This window comes from Chryseobacterium shigense (assembly GCF_900156575.1).
In the GTDB taxonomy this organism is placed as follows: domain Bacteria; phylum Bacteroidota; class Bacteroidia; order Flavobacteriales; family Weeksellaceae; genus Chryseobacterium; species Chryseobacterium shigense.
Genome location: NZ_FTNY01000001.1, coordinates 549,873 through 564,583, shown reverse-complemented (window position 1 = coordinate 564,583; position 14,711 = coordinate 549,873). Strand labels below are relative to the sequence as shown.

Below are 14,711 nucleotides of genomic sequence, written 5' to 3'. Positions count from 1 at the left end.
ATAATAAATAATGGCTTAAAGAATATTGTCCATAACGGTTACTGTAGAAAATATGTTATTCCTGATGAGGTAAAAATTTTTCTGCAGATTCTATTGTCATGGGGGTGAAAAAATTCACCAGATTGCCATCCGGATCTCTGAATAATAATGATTTGTTTCCCCATGGCATCATGGTTGGTTCCTGTATTATAGAAGAAGAGAGCAAATGTTGTAAACGCTCAAACTCCTGATCTACGTCATCGACCAAAAATTCTATAATCGCAGAGCGGTTTTCAGCAGGCTGTGCTATGAGGTCTCCACCGAAAAACTGTAGTGTTCTGGTACTTCCGATAGCAAGGGTTGCAGTTGTTGTTTTCAGTTCAGCAAAATCGGGAGTATACCGGATGGCCTGAATCCCTGTTACCTGTTCATAAAAATTCACCAAACGTTCGATGTTGGCAGTGATGATCCGTATTGATACTAAATTCATTTTTTTGAAAATTTTAAATTACTTCACAAAAGTAGAGGAGAAGTGTGACAAGAGGGTGTCAGTAGAAATCACGTCAGCTATTTTTTATTTTTTCAATCGTATAGTGAACGATCGGAAGCGCTTTTAAAAAAAAACAGCAACATTAGAAATCTAACGCTGCTGTACATTAAGTGTTTTTACCTTAGTGAGCTCGAAATTGTCTTTATTTTACGGGTACAACCACATTTTCGCTTTTTCAAAGCTTCATCATAAGTGTGTTCAAACCATCACTTCTCAATTGCTTCGTATGGTTATTTCAGAAGCATTCTTAAACTGAGAGAATAAACTGAGGGAACCATTTTACGATTGGATCATTCAGTTTTCATGGATCAACTTCTGCAGCTTTTGAGATAATGCTGTGCAAGTTGTCTTTACTGATCCTTTCCGAAATTTGGAGTTCAGATCGATTATTCTATTCATCATCATTTGTACAATCTTCGGAACCAGAAAAAAAAGTGAATTCTTTAAAAAGAAATCGTTTTACTTCTCAGCACCCTATTATCCGGGGATAAAGGAATGGATTGAAAATCTTATTTTTCCTGTATCTGAAGGCTTTTGTGCCCATACATACGCAATAATGCGACCAGAATTGTTCTTAGTTTTTTCAACTTAATTAGTGTTTAAAATATATATAGAATGGCTTAGTTTTTGCAAATATACAAAATAGGACACTACGAAGTGTCTAAAATTATAAAAAATTTCATAAACTTGTATTATTGAATATTTAATCATGGAAAGAAAATCAGCAGCAGGCAGTATCCGAAACAAGGAACGCAGTAAAAAGAAATTTTTGGACGCGGTTGGAAAAATTCTGAAAACGAAAGGATATGCAGGATTAAAGGTAAATGATATTGCCGCCACCGCAGGGGTAGATAAAAAAATGATCTATACCTATTTTGGAGGAATTAACGGTCTTATGGACGAATACATCCGGTCTAAGGACTATTGGAGTAACGTAACGACCGAAAAAATGGCACCGGATTTGGAAAGCGGTGGGAGATTATTTACCGAAGCCATGTTACTGGAGCAATTTGATTATGTATTTAAGAACAAGGAAGTACAGAAATTATTGCTGTGGCGCTTATCTGAATCCAGAAAGTCATTAACCAAAATGACCAATATGCAGGAGGAAAACGGAGAAGGTCTTTTTAAATTCATCATTGAGCCTCATTTCGGAGAACGGACGCAGGATTTTCGGGCTGTAACCGCTATCATCATTTCCGGACTTTATTATCTGAACATGTATTCCTCTGTAAACGGGAGCATCTTTTGTGGGATAGACCTGAGTACGGAAGAGGGCCGTGATAAAATCAAAAAAGCAGTGTCCTTTTTAATCGATCAGACCTATGAAAATCTGTAGTAAGAATGGATTGTATCTGAGCTTTTATTGTAAAGCTAATTGAGTAGAAATAACAAAGAGGCAACCATGTGTGCCTCTTTTTTTATATTTAGAGAGCCTTATCCATTGTGGTAAGGACATCCTGCTGCAGGATTAGCATGATCGTCTCTCACAGCCATATCCGGTTTTTTATCAAAGAACTGCTCTTCAATGACCTTTCTCTGATCTTCAGGAATATCCTCCAGTTTACGAAGGGTATTTACCTGGATATGAGGCCAGCTCGTCGTACCTCCGTCATTTCCGAAATCAAATTCAAAAAATACAATCTGCTCGTATTGCAGCTGAATGATTTCTTTTCCATTTTCAATCACCGTTTCAATCCACATCCGGAAGTCCACCTCAACGGTAGGAACAAAACGGTTCACAAAAGGAACATTTAAAATCCCTCCCTGCGCACCTGTTTCATTTTTGATGACATTTGAACAAAGACATAATTGCTTACATTCTGCCCGCTTAGCGTATCTCTTAATCGTAAATCCGGTCGTACAGAATACGGATATAAATGATTGGCAAGGATTCGCTGTGTATAAATTTTATTTGAACCCTCATCATTTTTATCGGTCAGTGTTTCATGAACCCATTCCGGTGCAGGCAGATCAAGATTGATAGGCTCATGCCCAGCTCCTCCCATGGTTTTTGAAATAGAAAGATGATCAGTCTGCCAGGCAGGTAGCCCATACGGGAATTGGGGTGCCCCATTAATTAGGTATTGGGTACCGCTCGGGGCAATATCTCCCAATAAAGTAATGGTACTGCCATGAGGAATAACGCCGCTTCTTGAAATAGAGTAGTCAGGAATAAAATAGGGACCTTTGATACCATCACCCGGTTTTAGTTCCTGGGCAGGGATGATTTCAAAGTATTCCTGTCCTTCCTTTAAGCCGCTTAACAGGATATACGAGGGCGTACCATTTTCATCTTTTACCTGAACCAGTGGTTCGTCTCTGTATTCTCCCGTATAGCCGTATTTTTTAAAATCCTCGTCAGAAAAAGCGTGAATCCCACGGTCTTTTTCTATTGATTCTTTGGTTGCGGCATGGTTGTACACATCACTCAGCCAAAGATACATTCCGTTTTCCTCATGAATGGATTCATATTGTAAATTTTGCTGTCCTGCTTCCTTGTTGACACTTTTAATCGTTTGCTCATATTTCACTGCACCACAAAACAGTTCACTCGCACCGCCACGGTTACGGACACCGCCGGGAACCAGAGAAAAAGTAAGCTTTTCGATATACTCCTCACAATCAAAACTGAACTTCCCCGGGATCGTGCCGGAGTTGGTACCGGGTGAAGGCATGATCGTTGTATGGATTCCGCCGGCCAGTGAAGCTTCGCCTATATTTTTATTGTAATTGGCATTATAACTTACCCACGTGCCATCAAGTGCCTCTAGCACCCCATAATCCACATTGCTCGCTATTTCCTGAAGGTTTTCCTCCTTAAAAGGCATGACAGGATCATCAATAAGAAGCTTTGAATATCCGGACATGATTTGTGTGAGCGCACCTTGATTTTCGCCTGAACCTTTACGGAATAACTGATCCCCTGTTTCAAGACTTTCTTTGTTACGTTTAAGCATGATATATAGTTTTTATGGTTGTAAATTGGTGTATTCGTAAGTGGGATCTCCATTCGACCGGGCATCCGACGGCTGATTCATAGATGGCGTTTCAGGTTTTCATTTTCATTCATCTTCCCGGCGATCTAAAAGCCAGATTGGGTTTGGGCTTTACTTATCAATGGGAGTGTAATAGGTTTCTGCCCAACCTGTTGACTGTAATTCATTGACAGAGAATCCGGTCCGTGTTTCCGAGAGGAGATATCAATGATGAATTCGTAGCGGTCACATCATTTTAGATCCCCTTGTAGAACCCTTCTCCTTTTACAGAAATGGATGTTTGTTTTTTAGGAGGTCCATAGTTATCAGTTTTTGTTGACTCAAAATTAATCAGAATGTGGTAGCTGTCATTCAGTATTTCTACTTAATTTGTTTCTGATTATTTTGAAATACTTTAAGGAAATCTTGTATCCAAGAGGGTTTTAGTGAATTTTATTTTAAATAACAGGAAAGGGAATAGGCTCTTTTAAGCTGGTTTATTCAGGATCGCGTTAAGGCCTGATCGTTTCTGAAATATTACGCGCTGTAGAAAGAGGAAGATTCTGTTTTATTTTCAACACTATAAAATGGATAACGAAATAATGGTTTTCGGTTTAATATCAGCTATTTAAAACCATTCTTAATGAAACATTTCATAATTTTGAATGAATGTAAAAGTCAATTTTTGTAAGCGTCTTTATGGATGACTATTCTGACTTTGTAAAGAACAGTACAGATTGCGTACATCATGATTCCTTTATCACCATCAAAAATTCTCCCTAAGAGATACTTTTAGATCTTTTTTAAACTTTTTATTATGCATCATCCATTAGAAAAACATTACGTCAATAGAGTAGGATGGCTTCGTGCAGCTGTTTTGGGGGCTAATGACGGTTTATTGTCAACCACAAGTATTGTGATTGGAGTTGCCGCTGCGTCACCGGAGCGGAATACCATTATCCTTGCTGCTTTGGCAGGAATGATTGCGGGGGCCATGTCCATGGCTGCGGGAGAATATGTATCGGTAAGTTCACAGGAAGATACCGAAAAAGCGGATCTCTTACGCGAGAAGAGAGAACTTGAAGAAATGCCCGAAATAGAATTAAAAGAACTCGCCAAAATCTATGAAAGAAGAGGCGTAAGTAAAGCGACGGCTTTACAGGTTGCTACGGAACTTACGGACCATGATGCTTTAGCTGCCCACGCTCATGATGAGTTGGGAATCAATGAAATGACTCAGGCAAAACCCTTGCAGGCAGCGGTGGCTTCATTTGGATCGTTTGCTTTGGGTGCGTTATTGCCTTTTCTTGTTTCATTAGTCGCCCCAATTGGTCAGATGGTATACTTTCAATATGGATTTTCAATTGTTTTTCTGATGATTTTGGGAGCAATTTCTGCTAAAACAGGAGGCTCGAAGATCGGAATTGCAGTCCTGAGAATCTGTTTCTGGGGAACGGTTGCCATGGGAATTACTGCTTTGATAGGCCATTTTTTTGGTGTTACAGTATCCTGATACTCAAAATAGAATAAGATGCACTCTATCCGGTTATCTGTAGCACTTTAAAATGATTTTCACCGATTTTACCTGTAATCACCGGATTTTGTATTGGTTAATTTGCAATTAAAATAGTAACCTGACTACCAGTTAATCCCTGATGTAGAGGAATTCAAAGACCAGAATAGATGATGTTTTTAACTTATTTTACAAATTGAATGATCTTGTCTATATCAGAATTTTTATGCTCCTGGTAGAGGTGAGCATGGAATTCATTCAGTTTTTTCAGGATTTGTAAAAGTTCATTTTTTTCATCATCTTCTAATTTTCCTGACAGAATTTTAGAAGTGATATTTACTTTTTCAACGGATTGATGAAAAATTTCTTCGCCTTTTGGGGTAATGTTCAGTCTTTTGCTTCTTTTGTCTTCCACATCATTTTTTTCTTCAACCAGGCCATATTCCAAAAGTCGTTTGATGATTTGCGTTCCGGTCTGTTTTTCGTGTCCGTTTCTTTCTATAAGCTGAATCTTCGTCAGATCACGCTCGTCTTTCAGGCGGTAAAGATACGTGAACTCTTCATTGGCAAGCTCGGGAAAATCCCCCAATCCTTTTCTGATCAGCTGCTTGGAGTATCTGCTGAGAAGCAGGATTTGTTTACAGATCTCATTTTCAGTAAATGAAACCTTATGTTTTTCATTTTTTAAAAGCTTGGTCGGACTTTCTTCCCTGTATTTTTTATCATTCATCCACGTACGGAAATCTTCCACTTTGGAATTGGGTTTGTAAGCCTCCGAATTTTCAAAATCCTTTACTTGCAGGAGCAGATCAATAAAAAAATCAGTATTCATAGGATAATTTGGGGTAAAGATATAAGTTTTGTTTTCCTGTTCAAAATTACAACCTGATATTGCTCATTCCGCCGTCCACTCCAAAGATCTGGCCCGTTATCCATGAAGCCTGATCAGAAAGTAAAAACGCGGTCATCTCTGCAATTTCTTCTGCACTTCCAATTCTTTGAAGCGGATGTCTTTTAGAGGAAGCCTCCCGCTTTTCTGGAGTCGAAAGAAGCTGTGATGCAAGAGAAGTATCCGTTAATGAAGGAGCAATGGCATTCACTCTTATTTTCTGAGCAGCATACTCTGCCGCAAGACTTTTCGTAAGGCCCTCTACTGCATTTTTACTGGCAGAAACAGACGCGTGAAAAGGCATTCCCAGTTTGGCTGCTACCGAGCTGTAGAGAACAACTGATGAATTTCCTGATTTTTTAAGACTCGGGAGGAGTTTCTGGATGCACTTCACCGCTCCAAGAACATTGATCTCAAAATCATGCTTAAAATCATCTGGCGTCAGGCGGTTGAAGGGTTTAAGATTAATGGTTCCCGGGGCATACACCAACCCGTCTATGACCTCAGGAAAGTCAATATCATCCAGATTTCCGGAGATGACCTCCATTTCATGAAATGTGATGTTCAGATTCTGTAATTCAGGGCTCCTGCTCCTTGAAATACCGATAATATGGTGTTTTTCAGAGAGTAATTGTGCTGTAGCAAGCCCGATTCCTTTGCCGCATCCTATAATGACTATATTTTTCATATTTTTAATAATGGTTTTTTGGTACGTTCAAAACAGATTAAATGCTCTTTTGAGTAAGCCGGAGAGACTCATCGTTTTGAAATTTTATTGTTACTGATCAATCTTTGTCTGGTACATTTGAACCGGTCGATTTCCGTACTCCTTTTTTTGCTGTGCTTCTGGCTTACTCCCGAGTTTACCCGTTTTCTCCAAAGTCTGAAACTTGAAGGTTTGAGCTCCGAACGCATCAGTTCGATCACTTCACATTCGCGCAGTTTAAACTGAAAATCAATCGCCTCAAACGGTGTCCGGTCTTCCCACGCCATTTCGATGATACGGTCTTTCTGTGCTACTGTTAGACTTTTTGTTTTTTGTTTTTCCGACATCTTTCGCTGCAATATTTAACTTCACTCCAGTTCTTTTTCCACTTTTTGCGCCAGTTGAATGGAAGGCCGCAGCTTTCACATATTTTTGATGGCAATCCGGATGGCATATCTTATGGTTTTACAAAATTCAGATAATGATTGATGACAACATCCTTCGCTTTCAGATCATGCATCATGTGATAGAGTCCGAAAAAGGTTCTGTTCAGATAAATGAAATGTCTTGATCCCCGGTTGGTGTTCATTCCTTTGATGTTGCTGATCTTTGAATACTTTTGTCCGAGATCTGCAATTTCTCTGAAAAACGCTTCATTGGAAAAATCAAATGTTTCCTGGTTGAAAGGTCGGGTAAACAGCTCAAGAAGTTCGTAAAACAATTGGGCGAAAAATTCTTTTTCTTCGGGACTATCTTCCTGACGTAGGATTTCAAGGGCGTAAAGCTTTTCCCTGAATATTGGTGGATTTTTCAGATTTTCCTCTTTAGCTAGCTCAAAGTAAGGGATGTAAAAATCATCTGGAATTTCTTTGATACATCCGAAATCAATGACCAATAATTTCTGATCTTCAGAAACCAGGAAATTTCCGGGATGCGGATCTGCATGTACTTTTTTCAAAACATGCATCTGATACATATAGAAATCCCACAGCGTCTGCCCAATTTTGTTGAGGTCCTGCTGAGCATTGTGCTGACGGGTAAACTCAGACAGATGCAATCCGGACATCCAGTCCATCGTAATGATTTTTTCACAGGAATATTCCGGATAATAGGCTGGAAAAAGGATATTGGGAAGATGGCTGCAACTTTCAGAGAATTGCTGACTTCGTTCAAGTTCCAGGTGATAATTGGTTTCTTCATACAATTTATCTTCCACTTCCTGAAAATAAGATTCCGAACCTTCTTTTTTGATATTGAACATTTTCATGGCAATAGGTTTTACCATTTTCAAATCGCTGGAAATACTCTCACGGACGCCAGGGTACTGTATTTTTACGGCAAGGTTTTGGGTGCCTTTTTTTGCTTTATGAACCTGTCCTATGCTTGCTGCATTCACGGACTCTGAAGAAAATTCGTCAAAAAGATCTTCAGGATTTTTTCCAAAATATTTTCGGAATGTTTTCTTCACCAAAGCGCCCGAAAGCGGCGGAACAGAAAACTGTGAAAGAGAAAATTTCTCTACATATTCTACCGGAAGCATATTTTTTTCCATACTCAGCATCTGGGCAACTTTCAGGGCAGAACCCTTAAGTTCTTTCAGCGAGTCGTAGATGTCTGAAGCGTTATCCTGATTCAGGATTTTTCGCGCCTGTTCTTCGTCTTTGGTGATTTTGTTTCCGTAATATTTCAGGTAATTGGCACCCACTTTGGCTCCAGCTTTCAGCAGGCTGCCTGTTCTTTCAATTTTCCCGGTAGGTATTGTATCTAATGTTTTCATCCTAGCTTATTTTAAATTTTTCTTTCCACAAAAACTTTCCCAGATCAACCATTTTTCTCAACGGCTCGTTGTCGATCAGTTCTAAGCCTGTATCTACCGTTTTCTCTATGAAAAGATCTGTCTTTTCAAAATCCGGAGAGGAATCTTTTTTCCAGAATTCTATACAGGAAACCAAGTGAAGCCATAGCACTTCCTGTCTTGATTTTTCGTTGAAATTCCGGATATTTCCTTTCGCTTTTTCAAAGATCTCCCAGGTGTTGAAATCAAGAGTTCTCACAAACTGGCGGTGAGTTTCGCGGAGGTTCTGCAGGACTTTTATGCCTTGTATTTTTTCTTTCCCTAAAAGCATCAGAACCAGAGATCTGTTCATCGTAAGGTTTTCAAAGAATATGAAATAGGTGTTGAGCAGTCTTTCTTTGGCAGATATTTCCCCTGATTCACTGATTTCAGCGGTAAGATCCAGCGATTTTCTGAAAAGGTGATCCAGCATTTCCTTTTCAGCTTGGTCAAAACTTGAAAAGTAATGGTAAAAGTCTTTTTCATCAAATCCGTTGTCTTTGGCGAAAAGGTAAATGTTCTTGGGTCTTTCGCTGTGATTTAGGATATAATCACCATAAAGCTCCAATATCATTTCGTGGGTAGCTGCATTTTCTTCTTTCATGATAGAATTTAGTTATTACAAAATTAGTAATTTATTTTACTTTTAATAAAAATAAAGTATAAATTTGTACTATGTTGATCATTTAAATAATAAATTATGTTGAAGATACAAGCACAGGCTCATATACCTACCGATTTTGGAATGTTCACGGTATACGCTTTTTCTGAAAATGAAGAAGACTGGAGCCCTCATCTGGTTTGGGTTGCAGAGAATACCGATTTCAGCAGGACCGTTAATGTTCGTTTTCATTCCGAATGTATCACAGGGGAAGTGTTTCACTCCAAAAAATGTGAATGCGGACAGCAACTGGATGCCGCCATGAAATTTATGTCTGAAAATGGAGGAATCATTATTTATCTCAGACAGGAGGGAAGGAATATTGGAATCATCAATAAATTAAAAGCCTATGCTCTGCAGGAAGAAGGTTTTGATACTGTGGAAGCGAATTTGAAACTGGGCCTTCCTGCTGATGGCAGAAATTTTGATGTAGCTATAGAAATGCTTAAGGTCTTAAAAGTAGATCATGTCAATTTGCTTACCAACAATCCGGAAAAGCTGAAATCTCTCGAAAACACAGGAATCGTACTGGACAAAAGAATTCCTTTGGAAATCGATTCCAATGAGGTGAACGAAGATTACCTGATCACCAAGAAAGACTATTTTGGTCATCTTCTTGAAAAACTGTAACAGGGAGCTATCAAAAAGTAAAACGGATGGTCAAATAACCCTCATAATAAAGAACTCATGAAAAAAATATTGCTTACAGGAGCTACCGGATATATCGGCAAAAGAATGATAAGCGTTATTGCTGCACAAGGCTACAAGGTGGTATGTTGCTGCAGGGATGCAAGTCGCTTTTCGAAAAGTCTGGACATCGATGAATCACTCATTGATGTCATCGAAGTAGATTTTCTGAAATCTGAAACGCTTGTTAATATACCTGAAGATATCTCCGGAGCTTATTATCTGATGCATTCCATGAGCAATACGGATGATTATGAGAATTCTGAAAAAGTATGTGCAGAAAATTTCGCACATATTATAGAAAAAACGCAGTGTGAGCATATTGTCTATCTTTCAGGGCTGGTTAACGAAAAAGAATTATCCAGACACCTCAGTTCCAGATATCAGGTTGAAAAAACACTGATGGAATGTAAAGTTCCCGTTACCGTTCTCCGGGCGGGGATCATTATCGGATCAGGAAGTGCTTCTTTCGAAATCATAAGAGATCTGGTAGAAAAGCTGCCCGTGATGGTGGCTCCAAGATGGCTCGATACCAAATGTCAGCCTATCGGAATTGCCAACGTTCTGGATTTTCTGATATTTGTTTTGTTTAAAGAAGAGTCTTATCACAAAAGTTTTGATATCGGCTGTGATGACGTTCTGGCCTACAAACAGATACTTTCTGAATATGCAAAAGTACGCGGACTGAAAAGATATATTTATACATTACCGATCATGACTCCCAAGCTGTCATCCTATTGGCTGTACTTTATTACATCTACCTCGTATAATCTTGCCTCAGCATTGGTGGGAAGTATGAAAATTGAAGTTGTATGCAGACCCGAAAGCCTTTCTGAGATTAAAAGAATTACGGGAATTCAACCTTTCTCCTATGAAACAGCTTTACGAAGAACGCTGGCTAAAATTCAGGCCAATGAGATTATTTCCAGCTGGAAAGACAGTTTCATCAGCAGCAGAAGAGATGCCAGCCTGAAAGAGTTTATGGAAGTTCCTCATTTTGGGTGTTTTACCGATCTTAGAAGTATCGCCTATGACGATCGTGAAAAATGTCTTGACAGGGTATTTAGTCTGGGAGGCAATAACGGCTGGTACGGGCAGGGTCTGTGGAAGATCCGGGGTTTTCTTGATGTATTGGTAGGAGGTCCGGGGCTGAGAAGAGGAAGAACACATCCGCAACGGCTTCATGAAGGCGATGCGCTGGATTTCTGGAGGGTATTGTACGCTGACCGTAAAGAAGGAAAATTGATTCTTTTTGCAGAAATGAAATTGCCTGGTGAAGCATGGCTTGTGTTTAAATTGTATAGAGGAAAGCTTTGGCAGAAAGCAGTATTCAGACCTCACGGAATATCGGGAAGGCTTTACTGGTTTTCCGTTTTGCCATTTCACGGAATAATTTTTAAGGGAATGCTTAAAAAGCTGGCGGGAGTACCGTCAGGATTAAGTACGGGTACCCTTAAACAGGATATTTCGAAACTCAATGGCTAGAAATTGCATGCAATGCACCAACTTACCACTGTTTTTAAAAAACCTCAAATATAATCGATTGAGGCTTTTATAATTTATTTTCTACCTGTAAGATTTCAGTTTAGCTGATTTTAGATATCTGGGTCGCTGTTAAGATTGTTAAAATTACAACCTTAGTTCCTGGAGCTGTAACTAATTAATAGTGTATTAATACACAAAACTACTTTATCCGGAACTCAAGTTAAGTTGATTAGCATTTCGTTTACTTATACTTATATAAAACAGAGGGTTATTTTTTTAGGCAATCTTTGTTTCTTGCTGCTTCTGAGCTTATTTGACCTATGTTTTGTATACAAATAAAATTATAGTATTAAATTTAGTTTATATATAATCTTTATTTTGTTTTAATTAGTATATTTGTGTACTAATTATTAACAAGATGAATTATTCAGTCGTAAAAGATGTTATCAGATTGCTTGAGGAATTTGATGAAGAGAATAAGATAAATTCTTACCCTTCAGATGTTGAAGGTTTTAAGGCGTGGCTATGCAGCAAGGAGCCTCTGACACTAAATCATGACGCCAATGAACCCTATTGGGCTGGTAAAGAGAATGGAAGAAGTGCTGAAAGCGCCATCAGTACTTCACTGGTTCATTTGAACAGGTACGCCAAATCGTATTCAAAATCAGCTATTGTAGATTCAGACTTTGCGACACAGGAAGACTTCATTTATCTGATTAATTTAAAAACATTCGGCGCCATGACCAAAATGGAGCTTATTAAGAAAAATGTTCACGAAAAGTCTGTAGGAATGTTGATCATCCACAGGCTTATCAACCTCGGTTTGGTAGAGCAGTCGGATTCCGATACAGATAAAAGAACCAAAATAATACAGATTACAAGTTCAGGCATTGCATCTTTGGAAAATCAGATGAGAAAAATAAGAACGGCAACCAACATTGTGGCCGGAGATCTTAGTTATTCTGAAAAAATGCAGCTGATCCGTATTCTGGACAAACTTGAAAAATTTCACCATCCGATATTCACTCGCAATATTGATGCTAAAAACCTTATTGAAGTCATCAGTAAAGAGTATTCATTCATAAAAAATTGATCATGAACAAAAAAATAGCCGTCATTGGTTCAGGTTTTTCTGGCTTATCTGCAGCTTCCTACCTGGCAAAAGAGGGGAATGAAGTCCATGTTTTTGAAAAAAACAGCAGCGTAGGGGGCAGAGCAAGAAAGTTTCGTACCGAACAGGGCTATGTTTTTGATATGGGGCCAAGCTGGTATTGGATGCCGGATATTATTGAAGCATTTTTTGAGGATTTTGGAAAAAAGTCAGCTGATTTTTATGAGCTTGTTCCGCTGGATCCTCAGTTTGAAATGGTATTTTCAGACGGTGTGATGAATATTCCGGACCGGTATGAGGAAATGAGGGCTTTATTTGAAAGCATGGAAAAAGGAGCCGGAAAAAAGCTTGATGACTTCATGAAAGATGCTCAGATCAAATATGAAATCGGAATGAAAGAATTTGTGAATAAACCCTGCCATTCGTGGTTTGAGTTTATTTCACCCAAAATGGCAAAGAATGCTTTGAAGCTGGATCTACTGACCAATTTCAGTCAGTTTGTAAGAAAATATTTCAGTCATCCAAAACTGATTATGCTAATGGAGTTTCCGGTGATTTTTCTGGGCGCTGCCCCAAAAAATATTCCTGCATTATACAGTTTGATGAATTACGGTGGATATAAATTGGGAACCTGGTATCCTATGGGCGGTTTTTCAAAAGTTACTGATGCGATGATGCAGATTGCATCAGAACAGGGTGCTCATTTTCACTTTAATTCAAATGTAGAAAAAATAACGGTTGAAAACGGTAAAGCCAATGCTTTAATAGTAAATGGAGAAGTCTTGACATTTGATCTTGTCATTGCTTCTTCCGATTATCATCATACAGAAAGTCAGCTTCTTCCTGAGGAATATAGAAACTACAAGGCATCATATTGGGAGAAAAAAACCTTTGCTCCTTCATGTCTTATTTACTATTTGGGAATTAGAGGGAAAGTGCCCAATCTGAAGCACCACACCCTTTTTTTTGAAAACGATCTGGAACTTCATACCCAGGAAATTTATGAAGACAAAAAATGGCCTACCAAGCCTTTGTTTTACGTGTGTTGCCCATCCAAGACAGATCAAGGGACCGCTCCCGAAAACTGTGAGAATATTTTTTTATTAATGCCTGTGGCTCCCGGAATGGAAGATTTTGATGAAATGAGAGAAAAATATTTTAATGAAATGATCGGAAGATTGGAAAAACATACCGGAACTTCAGATCTTATTTCAAAAATTGAATATAAAAGAAGCTATTGCATTAATGATTTTCAACAAGATTATAATGCCTACAAAGGCAACGCTTATGGTCTTGCGAATACCTTATCACAAACGGCTGTTTTAAAGCCTTCCATCCGGAATAAAAAGATAAAGAATCTCTTGTATACAGGCCAGCTTACAGTTCCTGGTCCGGGCGTTCCGCCATCCATTATTTCCGGAAAAATAGCAGCAAACGAAGCCAGTAAAATATATTAATTATGAAAAAATTGTTTGACGACCTTTCTTACAAAGTGAGCAGAGAAACAACTAAACAATACAGTACAAGTTTTTCTCTGGGAATAATGGCGCTTTCCCCGAAAATCAGAAATCCGATCTATGCGGTTTACGGATATGTCCGTCTTGCAGATGAAATCGTGGATAGCTTTCATGATTATGATAAGCATAAACTTTTATCAAGATACAAAGCGGAAACTTTTGAAGCGCTGGAAGAAAGAATCTCCCTGAATCCTATTTTACAGTCGTTTCAGGAGACGGTACACCAATACAAAATTGATTACAGCCTTATTCATCAGTTTCTGAAAAGTATGGAAATGGATCTTCAGAAAATTGACTATAACTCAGATTTATATAAAGAATACATTGTGGGATCTGCTGAAGTGGTAGGTCTGATGTGTCTTCATATCTTTACAGAAGGCAATACAGCAGAATTTGAGAAGCTGAAACCATACGCCATGATTCTGGGATCTGCTTTTCAGAAAGTGAATTTTCTCCGGGATATGAAAGATGACTATCAGGTTTTGGGACGTTGCTATTTTCCGAATGTCGATATTTCGTATTTTGACAATACCGTGAAATCTCATATTGAAAAAGAGATTGAAGAAGAATTTAAAATCGCTTTGGAAGGAATTAAGAAACTTCCGGGTTCTGCGAAATTCGGGGTGTATCTGGCTTATCGGTATTATGTTTCGTTGTTCCGGAAAATTAAGCGAACTTCTGCCAGCAATATGATTAACCAGAGAATAAGAATCTCCAACGGAAAAAAAATATCTTTAATGATGAGCAGTTATGTACAGTATAAAGCATCGCTTCTGTAAGCTCACCAATATATAAATCTCA

Annotated in this window: 16 protein-coding genes; 7 read left to right on the top strand and 9 right to left on the bottom strand. The window is 38.6% G+C overall.

Annotation, left to right across the window (positions count from 1 at the left end):
- Positions 1-55 precede the first annotated feature (55 nt).
- Positions 56-469 carry a VOC family protein gene (locus tag BW964_RS02660; protein ID WP_076504456.1) on the bottom strand — a complete coding sequence of 138 codons (414 nt, stop codon included), beginning with the start codon at positions 467-469 and terminating at the stop codon, positions 56-58.
- Between the two features lie 769 nt (positions 470-1,238).
- Here BW964_RS02660 and BW964_RS02655 point away from each other — a divergent pair.
- Positions 1,239-1,868, top strand: coding sequence for a TetR/AcrR family transcriptional regulator (locus BW964_RS02655; RefSeq protein ID WP_076504455.1), 630 nt, complete (start codon positions 1,239-1,241; stop codon positions 1,866-1,868).
- Between the two features lie 98 nt (positions 1,869-1,966).
- Here BW964_RS02655 and BW964_RS22690 read toward each other — a convergent pair whose 3' ends face one another.
- Both BW964_RS22690 and BW964_RS02650 read right to left on the bottom strand, forming a co-directional pair.
- A complete protein-coding gene (locus BW964_RS22690; protein WP_228432026.1) occupies positions 1,967-2,272 on the bottom strand; it encodes a hypothetical protein in 306 nt (101 codons plus the stop codon).
- An 11-nt stretch (positions 2,273-2,283) separates the two neighbouring features.
- Positions 2,284-3,489: a peroxidase, FMP-type gene (locus BW964_RS02650; RefSeq protein WP_228432029.1), complete on the bottom strand. Its 1,206-nt coding sequence runs from the start codon at positions 3,487-3,489 to the stop codon at positions 2,284-2,286.
- 835 nt (positions 3,490-4,324) lie between these two features.
- On the opposite strand from BW964_RS02650, the gene BW964_RS02645 reads away from it, so the two are divergent.
- Positions 4,325-5,020: a VIT1/CCC1 transporter family protein gene (locus BW964_RS02645; RefSeq protein ID WP_076504453.1), complete on the top strand. Its 696-nt coding sequence runs from the start codon at positions 4,325-4,327 to the stop codon at positions 5,018-5,020.
- 184 nt (positions 5,021-5,204) lie between these two features.
- On the opposite strand, the gene BW964_RS02640 is transcribed toward BW964_RS02645, so the two are convergent.
- The 6 genes from BW964_RS02640 to BW964_RS02615 all read right to left on the bottom strand — a co-directional run bounded on the left by BW964_RS02640 (position 5,205) and on the right by BW964_RS02615 (position 9,053).
- Entirely contained in the window at positions 5,205-5,852 is a 648-nt protein-coding gene (locus tag BW964_RS02640) for a MarR family winged helix-turn-helix transcriptional regulator (protein WP_076504451.1), read from the bottom strand.
- A gap of 46 nt (positions 5,853-5,898) precedes the next feature.
- A complete protein-coding gene (locus tag BW964_RS02635; RefSeq protein WP_076504449.1) occupies positions 5,899-6,597 on the bottom strand; it encodes an SDR family NAD(P)-dependent oxidoreductase in 699 nt (232 codons plus the stop codon).
- A gap of 68 nt (positions 6,598-6,665) precedes the next feature.
- Positions 6,666-6,962 carry a TIGR03643 family protein gene (locus BW964_RS02630; RefSeq protein WP_076504447.1) on the bottom strand — a complete coding sequence of 99 codons (297 nt, stop codon included), beginning with the start codon at positions 6,960-6,962 and terminating at the stop codon, positions 6,666-6,668.
- Positions 6,932-7,069: a DUF2256 domain-containing protein gene (locus BW964_RS02625; RefSeq protein ID WP_073332541.1), complete on the bottom strand. Its 138-nt coding sequence runs from the start codon at positions 7,067-7,069 to the stop codon at positions 6,932-6,934. Before BW964_RS02625 ends, BW964_RS02630 begins: the two co-directional genes overlap by 31 nt.
- Positions 7,070-7,072: 3 nt before the next feature.
- Positions 7,073-8,392 (bottom strand): ABC1 kinase family protein, encoded by a 1,320-nt coding sequence (locus tag BW964_RS02620; protein WP_076504445.1) that lies wholly within the window; start codon positions 8,390-8,392, stop codon positions 7,073-7,075.
- 1 nt (position 8,393) lies between these two features.
- On the bottom strand, positions 8,394-9,053 hold the full coding sequence (locus tag BW964_RS02615) for a hypothetical protein (protein WP_076504443.1): 660 nt from the start codon (positions 9,051-9,053) through the stop codon (positions 8,394-8,396).
- Positions 9,054-9,149: 96 nt separating this feature from the next.
- Between BW964_RS02615 and ribA the strand changes: the two genes are divergently transcribed.
- The 5 genes from ribA to BW964_RS02590 all read left to right on the top strand — a co-directional run bounded on the left by ribA (position 9,150) and on the right by BW964_RS02590 (position 14,689).
- On the top strand, positions 9,150-9,740 hold the full coding sequence (ribA, locus tag BW964_RS02610; protein WP_076504440.1) for a GTP cyclohydrolase II: 591 nt from the start codon (positions 9,150-9,152) through the stop codon (positions 9,738-9,740).
- 57 nt (positions 9,741-9,797) lie between these two features.
- Positions 9,798-11,282 carry an SDR family oxidoreductase gene (locus BW964_RS02605; protein WP_076504439.1) on the top strand — a complete coding sequence of 495 codons (1,485 nt, stop codon included), beginning with the start codon at positions 9,798-9,800 and terminating at the stop codon, positions 11,280-11,282.
- 418 nt (positions 11,283-11,700) lie between these two features.
- Positions 11,701-12,375 carry a MarR family winged helix-turn-helix transcriptional regulator gene (locus tag BW964_RS02600; protein ID WP_076504437.1) on the top strand — a complete coding sequence of 225 codons (675 nt, stop codon included), beginning with the start codon at positions 11,701-11,703 and terminating at the stop codon, positions 12,373-12,375.
- A gap of 2 nt (positions 12,376-12,377) precedes the next feature.
- Positions 12,378-13,850: a phytoene desaturase family protein gene (locus tag BW964_RS02595; RefSeq protein ID WP_076504435.1), complete on the top strand. Its 1,473-nt coding sequence runs from the start codon at positions 12,378-12,380 to the stop codon at positions 13,848-13,850.
- A 2-nt stretch (positions 13,851-13,852) separates the two neighbouring features.
- Entirely contained in the window at positions 13,853-14,689 is an 837-nt protein-coding gene (locus BW964_RS02590; RefSeq protein WP_076504434.1) for a phytoene/squalene synthase family protein, read from the top strand.
- Positions 14,690-14,711 lie beyond the last annotated feature (22 nt).